At 61.5% G+C, this 10,360-nt stretch carries 11 protein-coding genes and 2 pseudogenes; 8 read left to right on the top strand and 5 right to left on the bottom strand.

What is annotated here, in order from left to right; translation table 11 throughout:
• Positions 1-49 precede the first annotated feature (49 nt).
• A complete protein-coding gene (locus tag CA833_RS27375; protein WP_011608157.1) occupies positions 50-307 on the top strand; it encodes a GntR family transcriptional regulator in 258 nt (85 codons plus the stop codon).
• A 43-nt stretch (positions 308-350) separates the two neighbouring features.
• Here the strand turns inward: CA833_RS27375 and istB (CA833_RS26810) are convergent, their stop codons facing one another.
• Together istB (CA833_RS26810) and istA (CA833_RS26805) are read right to left on the bottom strand one after the other, a co-directional pair.
• Positions 351-1,118 carry an IS21-like element ISSsp5 family helper ATPase IstB gene (gene istB / locus CA833_RS26810; RefSeq protein ID WP_007011060.1) on the bottom strand — a complete coding sequence of 256 codons (768 nt, stop codon included), beginning with the start codon at positions 1,116-1,118 and terminating at the stop codon, positions 351-353.
• Positions 1,115-2,566, bottom strand: a complete 1,452-nt coding sequence (gene istA / locus CA833_RS26805; protein WP_219852818.1) for an IS21-like element ISSsp5 family transposase — start codon at positions 2,564-2,566, stop codon at positions 1,115-1,117. Before istA (CA833_RS26805) ends, istB (CA833_RS26810) begins: the two co-directional genes overlap by 4 nt.
• 158 nt (positions 2,567-2,724) lie before the next feature.
• On the opposite strand from istA (CA833_RS26805), the pseudogene CA833_RS26800 reads away from it, so the two are divergent.
• From CA833_RS26800 to CA833_RS26785, 4 genes and pseudogenes are all read left to right on the top strand, one after another.
• Positions 2,725-3,539: pseudogene (locus tag CA833_RS26800) on the top strand (IS3 family transposase); the annotation flags it as partial.
• Positions 3,540-3,645: 106 nt separating this feature from the next.
• Positions 3,646-5,160, top strand: coding sequence for an IS21-like element ISSsp4 family transposase (gene istA / locus CA833_RS26795; RefSeq protein ID WP_011608154.1), 1,515 nt, complete (start codon positions 3,646-3,648; stop codon positions 5,158-5,160).
• The gene (gene istB, locus CA833_RS26790; RefSeq protein ID WP_021234579.1) at positions 5,147-5,875 is read left to right on the top strand and encodes an IS21-like element ISSsp4 family helper ATPase IstB; all 729 of its coding nucleotides are present in this window, start codon (positions 5,147-5,149) and stop codon (positions 5,873-5,875) included. The genes istA (CA833_RS26795) and istB (CA833_RS26790) overlap by 14 nt, the downstream gene beginning before the upstream one ends.
• Before the next feature lie 214 nt (positions 5,876-6,089).
• Positions 6,090-6,227 (top strand): annotated as a pseudogene (locus CA833_RS26785) (IS3 family transposase); the annotation flags it as partial.
• On the opposite strand, the gene CA833_RS26780 reads toward CA833_RS26785, so the two are convergent.
• Genes CA833_RS26780 through CA833_RS26770 form a run of 3 tightly spaced genes read right to left on the bottom strand, consistent with a single transcriptional unit; the run spans position 6,224 to position 7,760 of the window.
• Positions 6,224-6,883 (bottom strand): DarT ssDNA thymidine ADP-ribosyltransferase family protein, encoded by a 660-nt coding sequence (locus CA833_RS26780; RefSeq protein WP_011608152.1) that lies wholly within the window; start codon positions 6,881-6,883, stop codon positions 6,224-6,226. The pseudogene CA833_RS26785 and the gene CA833_RS26780 sit on opposite strands and share 4 nt — an antisense overlap.
• Positions 6,884-6,885: 2 nt before the next feature.
• Complete coding sequence (locus tag CA833_RS26775) at positions 6,886-7,170, bottom strand: hypothetical protein (RefSeq protein ID WP_176705069.1); 285 nt, start codon at positions 7,168-7,170, stop codon at positions 6,886-6,888.
• A 20-nt stretch (positions 7,171-7,190) separates the two neighbouring features.
• Positions 7,191-7,760, bottom strand: coding sequence for a sel1 repeat family protein (locus CA833_RS26770; RefSeq protein ID WP_207081339.1), 570 nt, complete (start codon positions 7,758-7,760; stop codon positions 7,191-7,193).
• Between the two features lie 131 nt (positions 7,761-7,891).
• Here CA833_RS26770 and CA833_RS27140 point away from each other — a divergent pair, with 131 nt between their 5' ends.
• The 3 genes from CA833_RS27140 to CA833_RS26760 all read left to right on the top strand — a co-directional run bounded on the left by CA833_RS27140 (position 7,892) and on the right by CA833_RS26760 (position 10,342).
• A complete protein-coding gene (locus tag CA833_RS27140; protein WP_238828884.1) occupies positions 7,892-8,311 on the top strand; it encodes a transposase in 420 nt (139 codons plus the stop codon).
• The gene (gene tnpB / locus CA833_RS27135; protein WP_011608149.1) at positions 8,308-8,661 is read left to right on the top strand and encodes an IS66 family insertion sequence element accessory protein TnpB; all 354 of its coding nucleotides are present in this window, start codon (positions 8,308-8,310) and stop codon (positions 8,659-8,661) included. The genes CA833_RS27140 and tnpB overlap by 4 nt, the downstream gene beginning before the upstream one ends.
• A gap of 154 nt (positions 8,662-8,815) precedes the next feature.
• Positions 8,816-10,342, top strand: coding sequence for an IS66 family transposase (locus CA833_RS26760; RefSeq protein ID WP_176705075.1), 1,527 nt, complete (start codon positions 8,816-8,818; stop codon positions 10,340-10,342).
• Positions 10,343-10,360: the final 18 nt, after the last annotated feature.

Here is a 10,360-nt window from a genome sequence, read left to right as displayed (position 1 = left end):
AAGCAATGTCAACCGGATCATTTCGGCCCGGAGCGAGAACATACCCGATATGGAGAGCAAGGAGCAGCCGCCCGAGGGGCGCGCGGCCGCCGAGAGGGCAGCCAGCGCGATCAGCGCGGCGATCCGCGACTCGCGGTTCGGGCCTGGCCAGAGGCTCGTCGAGCCGGAGCTGGCGCGGCTGCTGGGGCTCGGGCGCGGACCGGTCCGCGAGGCGCTGCGCCTGCTCTTGTCAACGGCGGAGCAAAAGTCGGCCATGCGGCGGCGTAAAACCAGGCCACGGTGTTACATGCCGGGGGGAGTGGCGTGAGGGCGTAGCCCGAAGGCCACTCCCCCCGGCATTGGCTTGATTTTCAGGGTCTGGTTTTGGCCTTTCGGGCCCGGCTGTGAGCGAGGCGATAGCTTTCGCCGTTCATCTCGAGGATGCTGACGTGATGGGTCAGACGATCGAGGAGCGCGCCTGTGAGGCGCTCGGATCCGAAGGTTTCGGTCCATTCGTCGAAGGGCAGGTTGCTGGTGATCAAGGTGGAGCCGCGCTCATAGCGCTGGGAGATCAGCTCGAACAACAGTTCGGCACCGGTCTTGGAGAGCGGTACGAAGCCCAGTTCGTCAATGATGAGCAGCTTGTATCCGGCCATCTGCTTCTGGAAGCGCAGGAGACGCCGCTCGTCGCGCGCCTCCATCATCTCGCTGACCAGCGCCGCCGCAGTGGTGAAGCCCACCGACAGTCCTTTCTGGCATGCTGCCAGTCCGAGCCCCAAAGCTACGTGCGTCTTCCCGGTGCCCGATGGCCCCAGAGCGATGGCGTTCTCACGCCGCTCGATCCACTCGCAGCGCGCCATCTCGAGCACCTGCATCTTGTTGAGCCTGGGGATGACGGCGAAGTCGAAGCTATCGAGGCTTTTGACGGCGGGGAAGCGCGCGGCCTTGATGCGCCGCTCGACCATACGACGCTCCCTGTCGATCATCTCCATCTCGACGAGACGGGCGAGGAAGCGGATATGATCGACGCCTTCAGCGGCACATTGCCGGGCGAGCTTGTGATGCTCTCGCAGGCACGTAGGCAGCTTGAGGGCCTTGAGATGGTGAGCGAGAAGAATCTCCGGTGCCTGATCGCTCATGCGGCCTCCTGCCTGTCGCAGAGCAGGCTCAGATAGGCTCTGGCAACGGTCTTCTCGACCGTGGTGCGAGGCAGGAAGGGATAGATGTCCAGGTCCAGTCTGGGCGGTACGCGTTCGACCCGGCACAGGACGAGGTGCTTGACGGCATCGAAGCCGATGGCGCCAAGGGCGATGGCCTGTTCCACCGCCGCCTGGAGATCGGCGAGGGTGAACGTTTCCAGCAGGCGCAGCACCTGCACATATTCGCGCCTGCCATGTTTGTGCATGCGCCCTTCCATCAACCGCTGCAGCGTCCCGAACGCTTCGGGCAAATCCCAGCCCTGCAAAGGGGCGGCCTGGTCGAATGCGTTGATCTTCTGCTCGACCAGCGGGAGATAGTGGAGCGGGGCGAAGATAACCTCCTCGCGGGCATAGCAACGAGGATGACGGGCGATAACTTCGCTGCGGCATCCGATCACCACTTCATCGACATAGGCCCTGATCCAGACCTCCTGATGGCCCCAGACTACCGGAACCGAATAATCGTTGGTCTTGTAGCGCACCAGAGATTGCGAGGAGACCCGCCCGCTCGTCTGATCGCAGGCCTCGAAGGGTGTAGCGGGCAGAGGCTGCATGGCCGCCAGATCGCGCTGCAAGCGCTCACCGATCGTCTCGCTCTCCCCGCGCACCTTGTCCTGCTGGCGCTTGCGGCATTGCTCCTCCAGCCACAGGTTGAAGGCCTCCCAGGTCGGGAACTTCGGGATCGGCACCATGAAATTGCGGCGGCAGTAACCTACCAGCCCTTCCACATTGCCTTTCTCGTTCCCCTTGCCCGGGCGGGCATAGCGGTCGCGGATCACGTAATGCGACAGGAAAGCGCTGAACAGCGTGGCACGCTTGCGCGTGCCGTCTGGCAGGATTTTCGCCACAAGGCAGCGATCGTTGTCATAGACGATCGAGCGCGGCACCGCGCCGAAGAACGCGAAGGCATGGACATGTCCGTCCACCCAGGCCTCCGCCACCGCCGCCGGATAGGCTCGCACATAGCAGGCATCACTGTGCGGCAGATCGAGCGCGAAGAAGTAGGCTTTTTGCTCCACCCCGCCGATCTCCACCAGAGCTTCCCCGAAATCGGCCTGTGCATCTCCCGCCGGGTGCGCCAGCGGCACGAACATCTCCCGGCTGCGCTGCTCGCGCTCCCGGATGTAATCCTTGATGATCGTATAGCCGCCGGTGAAACCATGCTCGGTGCGCAAACGGTCGAATACCCGCTTCGCCGTATGGCGCTGCTTGCGCGGGACACCGCGATCCCCCTCAAGCCATCCATCGATGATCCCCACAAACCCGTCCAGCTTCGGGCGCTGCGGTGCAGACTGACGCCGGTAACCCGGCGGCGATGAAAACGACAGCATCTTGCGCACCGTATCGCGCGACACATTGAAACGCTTCGCCGCCGCCCGCTGGCTCATGCCATCCGCGCAAGCCAAACGGACCTGAAGATAAAGTTCCACGCTGTAGATCCCCACACCTCCCTGACTTGGCAGAAAGGCTTCAAGGTGGACGACTTTTACGCCGCCCGCAGCAGGACTATCCCGCCGCTAGCGTGGCCGAATATTGCTCCGCCGTTCTCAACAAGCTCATCCTTCAGGAGGCGGCAAAGGGAAACTTCTGAGCCCCGCACGACGCCGGCGCTGCATCGATCAGGTCCGAGACGTGCTGGACGTATCCGAGCGGCGGGTATGCCGTGTGCTCGGCCAGCACCGGTCGACGCAGCGCAAGGTCCCGTGCGGGGCAGATGACGAAGAGGCGCTCACCGAGGATATCGTCGCTTTGGCCAAACAATATGGACGTTATGGGTACCGCCGTATGACGGCGCTGCTGCACACCGCCGGCTGGTCGGTGAACCATAAACGCGTCGAGCGGATCTGGCGGCGCGAAGGGTTGAAGGTGCCCCAGCGGCAGCCGAAGCGGGGCCGGCTCTGGCTCAACGACGGCTCGTGCATCCGGCTGCGGCCGGAGTATCCGGGGCACGTCTGGGCTTATGACTTTGTCGAGGAACGCACCCATGACGGGCGCAAGTTCCGGATCCTCACCGTTATCGACGAAGCCAGCCGGGAGTGCCTGGCACTGGTCGTCGCGCGTCAGCTTAAACACGAGCACGTGCTTGCCGCGCTCGCCGAGCTGTTCGTCGAGCGAGGTCCGCCAGCGCATATCAGGTCTGACAATGGCAGCGAGTTCATCGCGACCGCGGTTCAGGAATGGCTCGGCCAGATCGGCGTGAAGACGCTCTACATCGCGCCGGGCTCGCCATGGGAGAACGTTTACAACGAGAGCTTCAACGGCTCGCTGCGCGACGAGCTCCTCAACGGCGAGATCTTCTACAGCCTCGCCGAGGCCAAGGTGCTGATCGAGGCCTGGCGGCGCCACTACAATGTGGAGCGGCGTGCAAAATTGACCCCCTTAGCGGGGTGATCGGCGTCTAAAATTGACCCCCTTCATCTCATCATGAGAAGCGCCGCCGTTTGGGTTCCGGACGGCGGGTACAGGGATGTTGGTTGTGGAGACGATTGCGAGGATCCGTCGGGAGCACCGGGACGGGAAGCCTATCAAGGCGATAGCGCGGGATTTGCGGCTATCGCGCAACACGGTGCGCAAGGCGGTCCGGGCACCGGACGCGGACGCCAGTTACGAGCGTAAGGAACAGCACCGGCCGCGGACCGGACCTTTCAGTGCTCGTCTTGAAGAATTGCTCGAGCAGAATGAAGGGCTGCCCCGGCGTGACCGGCTTCGTATGACGAGGATCCATGATCTGCTTCAGCGCGAAGGGTTCGGCGGCTCCTATGACGCTGTGCGGCGCTATGCCGCGCGCTGGAAGCGTGAGCGTCGCGCCGACGCCGGCGATATGGGGAAGGTGTTCATCCCATTGATGTACAGGCCAGGCGAGGCTTACCAGTTCGACTGGAGCCACGAGGATGTCGAGATCGCGGGCAAGCCGATGCGGGTGAAGGTCGCTCATATGCGATTATGCTGGTCACGGGCACCATTCGTCCGTGCATATCCTCGCGAGACGCAGGAGATGGTGTTCGACGCACATTCCCGCGCCTTTGCGTTCTTCGGCGGGGTTCCGACGCGCGGCATCTACGACAATATGAAGACGGCTGTGACGACGGTGTTCACCGGCAAGGAACGCCTGTTCAACCGGCGGTTCCTGATCATGACGGACCACTATCGCGTCGAGCCGGTGGCCTGCAGTCCTGCCGCAGGGTGGGAGAAGGGGCAGGTCGAGAACCAGGTTCAGACTAGCAGGGAGCGCCTGTTCAAGCCGCGCCTGCGCTTTGCCAGCCTCGAGGAGCTGAACATCTGGCTGGAGGCCGAGTGCCGTCGCTGGGCGGAACGCAACCAGCATCCTGACCAGGCAGATATGACGATCGCGCAGGCGCTGGAGGCGGAGCTTCCCATGCTGCAACCGCTACCGGTCCCCTTCGACGGGTTCTTCGAGAGCGAACACGTAGCCAGTTCGACGTGCCTCGTGAGCTTCGATCGCAATCGGTATTCGGTGATGGCAAAGGCGGCCCATCAAGCTGTGCAGGTGCGCGCCTACGCAACGCGCATCGTGATCCGCTGCGACGGCGCTGTCGTTGCCGAACACGAACGGGTCTTCGGTCGGAACCAGACGATCTTCGATCCGTGGCATTACCTGCCCATCCTCGCCCGCAAGCCCGGTGCGTTGCGCAATGGCGCCCCCTTCCAGGACTGGGCTCTCCCACCTGCACTGGCCCAACTGCGGCGCAAGCTGGGCAAGGGCGATGATGCGGATCGCCGCTTCGTCCGCGTCCTGGCCGCCATTCCCGACGACGGCCTCGAGGTTGTTGAAGCCGCAGTCGCCGAGGCCCTCAGCGCAGGAACGGTCAGCGACGAGGTCATCCTCAACATCCTGTCCCGCCGGCGTGAGCCTCGCGATGCCCAGACCATGGACGTCGTCGTCAACCTGAAGCTCAAGCATCCGCCGATTGCAGACTGCGCCCGCTACGACACGGTGCGAGGCCTCAATGCAGCGGCATGAGATTGTGGCAGCCCTCAAGGGGCTGGGGCTCAAGGGCATGGTCACTGCCTTCGATGATGCCGTCACCAATGGCATCCGCCGCGACAGAACGATCATGGAGATGCTGGCCGACCTGCTGCGTGCCGAGACTGCACATCGGGAGGCAGCGTCGATCCGCTACCGGATGACCGCGGCGAAGCTTCCGGCAATCAAGGACCTGGATGGGTTCATGTTCGACGGAACGCCGATCAACGAAGGGCTGATCCGCTCCCTGCACGCCGGCTCCTTCCTGCCGGAACGGCGCAATATCGTGCTGGTAGGTGGAACGGGCACGGGCAAGACCCACCTGGCGCTCGCCATCACTGCCGCAGTGGTACGCGCCGGCACCAGAGGCCGATACTTCAATACGGTTGATCTGGTGAACCGGCTTGAGGAAGAAGCACGACTGGGCAAAGCCGGAAGCCTTGCCGCTCAACTCTCACGGCTTGATCTCGTTGTGCTCGATGAACTGGGCTATCTCCCGTTCGCCCGTTCCGGCGGCCAGATGCTCTTCCACCTGATCAGCAAGCTCTACGAAAAGACCTCGGTGATCATCACGACCAATCTCGCCTTTGGCGAATGGCCGAGCGTCTTCCACGACGCCAAGATGACCACCGCGCTCCTTGATCGCATCACCCACCATTGCGACATCATCGAGACAGGCAACGACAGCTGGCGGTTCAAAAACCGAAACTGAGCCCAAAACCCCTTCCCCCGGACCCCCATCCCCGGCGGTTAACCCGGTGGGTCAACAGGGACCTCCCACGGACGCCGCCGCCAGCACACCTGACGGTGCGCGTCGTCGTCCGTGGGCCCCTCCTATCGACTACCGGGATAACCGCCGCGCTGCCGAAAGGTGGGGTCAATATTGGGCGCCGATAGGGGGTCAGTTTTGCGCGCCGGTTGACACCTACAACACCGTCCGGCCGCACAGCAGCCTCGGCTACCGCCCGCCGGCGCCGGAAGCGGCGACACCGCCATTGCCGGTCTCCGGTTCCGCTCCGCTCCACCTCCGACCGGCAATGGCGGCCGAGACAACAATGCACTAACTATCAGCCCGGACCACCCGGTGGGGGCTGCTCACCTGAACGTCACGCTCAGAGCCACTTAGTCGGTTTAGACAGCTCTGCGCAATTTCGGCGAGGGGCATATTATTGGCCCATGCTCCTATCACATATTCGGGAGAAATCGGCTCGAGCACCTGAATTTCCGCATCGGAGTAAGTCGTAAGAGCATCGGCAATGCCGGTATCCACGCGATAAGAATATCCGGTGAACCCGTTTGGATGAGATGACTCCGAGAACATCCTATTGAATGCCCAGGGACCGCCCAGAAAGCCCCGGTGATCGAGCATTTCACGCCGTGCAGCATTGCGAGCGTAGAAACGGCATTCATGCGTCCAAAGGATGCTGGGGCAGAGAAACAGGACGATCCAGTCAGTTCGACCCGACGCTGCTCGCTTAGCTTCAAACATTCTATGGTTGATTGCGGAGATCGAAACAGAGATGGCTTGGTCTTCACCATCTAGGCGATGGTCAATGCTGGTGTATGCGGGCATTCCGGCCGTTGATAGGTGAGCTCGACATAGCAAACCATGCGCTATGATGTTGGGCAAATTGGGCGCTGGCGTGAAATGGCAAAGGTACTCGATGCCACGATAGGCGACGATCTCTCGAATTTTATCTCGATAGCCGATCTTTGCCAATTTCAGCGCTCCGAACGGTTTGCCTTCGCTTCCCTACGATTCCGCCAGATAGTTCTAATAATAGGCAAGACGATACCTGCGATTGCATAGTCGATGAACATTGCAGGATTAAAGGCGTAGACCTTATTCCGTTGTGAAAACCATAGAGCAAAGATTATTGCAAAAGCAGCTATGGAGCTCACCCATACCATTAATCTGTAACTCTCAAAAATTCGCTTCCATGCCGCCCATTCCGTAATTTTACCAATTACGTATATAACAATTAGCCCTCCCGCTACAGCACCCATTAAATCACCCCTTTAAGTTTTCAAAAGTCAAATACTTCTAGGTTTTTCAGAGATCTGATAGCCTCAGGCAGGCCTTGCCTTGAAGCCATTCCGTACCAATACTTCGCTTGTTTTATATTATCTATATCGTCTTGATCGAGATATTCAGCGCTGGCATCAATCTTGTCCATATACAGTTTACCCAGGTTAAACTGAGACCCCGCGTCACCGGACTTGGCCGCCATTTCGGTAAACATCACCAAGTCATGCTGGAGTTTGTCATTTCTCCGTTCCTTCGGAATAGAAAGCCCGGCTTGGGACAAGAATATCTGGCAGAACACATTTCCAGCCAGCGCCCCGGCTCTGATGATTTCGCCACCACGAGATTGGCCGAGACGTTCTATAAGCTTCTTGGCCTCACCAACGCTGTTGGGAGGTCCGTCCTTCGGTTTTTGGCCAAAAATTCCAAACATCTCACCGCCTTCTAGAGGTTCATTATTGAAGAACGTATCTACGCCGCGCAGCGGCTGCGATCGATCCCCATACGGCGACTTTGCTATGATGTGCCCCACGATAGAGCAACGGGCCATGACGGCGAGTTTATCGCTCACTCCCGATCGCCGCATCGCGACGTGCAGTTTATTTAGTCCATCGGTAATCTGATCGTAAGCGGTAAACCTCCCCCACATTTTCAGATTGTCCGAGTTTGGTAGTTTCGCCGCGATGGACGGCGAGGTGACCGGTGAGTGATGAAACTGATTTCGAAACGAGTGTCGAAACGAGCGTGCCGGGCCGTGCGGAACGGCTTGATGTGATCGAAACCGCCGGTGGCAAGCGCCGGTGGACACCGGAGGCCCGGGCGCGGATTATTGCGGAGAGCCTGGAGCCTGGAGCGAATGTGTCGGCGGTGGCGCGCCGACACGGGCTGTTTCCGCAGCAGCTGTACACATGGCGTCGAGGATTGCGGGAACGGGCGGAGGCCATGAGTTTCGTTCCGGCGATGGTCGAGAGGGAGAATGCTGGCGCATTGCCCGGCCCGCCGCCGCAATCGGTGAGCGGACAGATCGTCATCGAGACCGGCGGCTTGGTGATCCGCGTGCCCGACGACGTGAGCGCCGATCATATCGAGCGGGTGCTGCTGGCCGTGCAGGTGAGCGCGTGATCATCCCGCCTGGCCCCTTAAAGGTGCTGGTTGCGACGCAGCCCGTAGACTTCAGGAAAGGAATGGTGGGCCTCGCCTCGCTGGTCGAGCGCGAGCTCAGACTCGATCCTTTCTCTGGCATGCTGTTTATCTTCCGGGCGCGCAGGGCGGACCGGATAAAGCTCCTGGTCTGGGACGGAACCGGGCTGGTGCTGGTGACGAAGCGCCTGCACGATGGAAAGTTCCGTTGGCCACGCCCGGGAGACGGGGTGATGAAGCTGTCGGCGGCGCAAGCCTCGGCGCTGATCGAAGGGTTGGACTGGTCGCGCGTGCATGTTCCGCGAGTGCCCAAACCGTTACATGCGCAGTAGGTCGCATGCCTGAATCCGCTTGGCGCAAGGCCGTTTCTGGCGGCGCAAAATCCGTTAGGATACGGGCGTGGCGGCGCATCCTGAACCCCCTGTCGGACCTGGCGCAGAGGCCGGATACGACGAGCTTCCCGACGACGTCGAGCAGCTCAAGGCGATGCTGCTGGCCGAGCGCGCCCGCACGGCGCGGCTCGAGCATATCCTCAAGCTGATCAACCGCACGACCTTCGGCAAGCGCTCTGAAAAGCTGTCCGCCGATCAGCTCGCCCTGGCGCTGGAAGACCAGGCAGTCGCCCTTGGCGAAGCCCAGGGCCTGCAGGACAAGACGGATGAGGAAACCGAGCGTTATGGCCTCAGGCCTCGCAAGCGGCGGCCTGCCGGCGCGGAGCGGGCATCGCTGCCGGCGCATCTGCCGCGCTTCGAGGTGGTGATCGAGCCCGACAACCTGGAATGCGCCTGCGGCGGCGCGCTGCACAGAATCGGGGAGGACCGCTGCGAGCGGCTCGACATCATCCCGGCGCAACACCGCGTCATGGTGACGATCCGGCCGCGCTATGCCTGCCGCTGCTGCACCGACGGCGTACACCAGGCGTCGGCACCGGCACATGTGGTGCCCGGCGGCTTGCCCACCGAGGCACTGATCGCGAATGTGCTCATCAACAAATACTGCGATCACCTTCCGCTTTACCGTCAGTCGAAGATCTTCGCGCGGCAGGGCATCGAGATCAGCCGCGCCACGCTGGCCAACTGGGTCGGCCGGGGCATCGCGGCGCTGATGCCGATCGTCAACCGGATGCGCGTGGATGCGCTTGTCCGATCACGGCTGTTCGTCGACGAAACCACCGTCAAGGTGCTGGCGCCGGGAACCGGCAAGACCAAAACCGGCTACATGTGGGTCATCGTCTGTGACGACCGGGCCCATGGCGGTGCCGATCCGCCGCTGGCGCTCTACACCTACCTGCCGGGTCGCGGAAAGATGTGGGCCAAACAGTTGCTCGGAACCTACCAGGGCATCCTGCAGGTCGATGCCTGGCAAGCCTACGACCAGTTCGGCAAGGACGTCAGCGCCAATGCTGGCGTCGAGAAATCCTACTGCTGGGCCCATCTGCGCCGCAAGTTTATGGATGCGGGCAGCGATGCTCCGATAGCGCAGGATGCATTGCAGCGCATCGCCAGAATCTACTCCATCGAGAAGGAAGTCCGAGGGTATCCGGCCGAGGAGCGCCTCGCTGTCCGACAGGAGCGAAGCCGTCCGCTGGTCGACAAGCTCCACGCCTGGTTCGTCGCCACCAGTCCCCGCATCATGGCCGGCTCGGCGACGAGCGATGCAATGAAATATGCACTGAAGCGCTGGGGTGGCTTCACCCGCTTCCTCTACGACGGCCGGATCGAACTCGACAACAACTCCGCCGAACGGGCCATCAGGCCGGTGACTCTCCAGAGAAAAAATGCGTTGTTCGCCGGTCACCAGCTCGGCGCCGAAAACTGGGCGGCGATCGCCTCACTGGTCGAAACCTGCAAGATGCTGGACATCGAGCCCTACGCTTATCTCTCCGATGCGCTCTCCCGGATCATCACCCGATCCGACACCGATCCAATCGACGACCTGCTCCCATACAACTGGATCGATACACACGCCGGACAAACCATGTTCGAAATGAGCAACATCGCCACCGCCGCTTGATCGCCGAAATTACAGGGT

Source organism: Novosphingobium sp. KA1 (genome assembly GCF_017309955.1).
Lineage (GTDB): Bacteria > Pseudomonadota > Alphaproteobacteria > Sphingomonadales > Sphingomonadaceae > Novosphingobium.
This window is presented reverse-complemented; position numbering and strand designations above follow the sequence as displayed.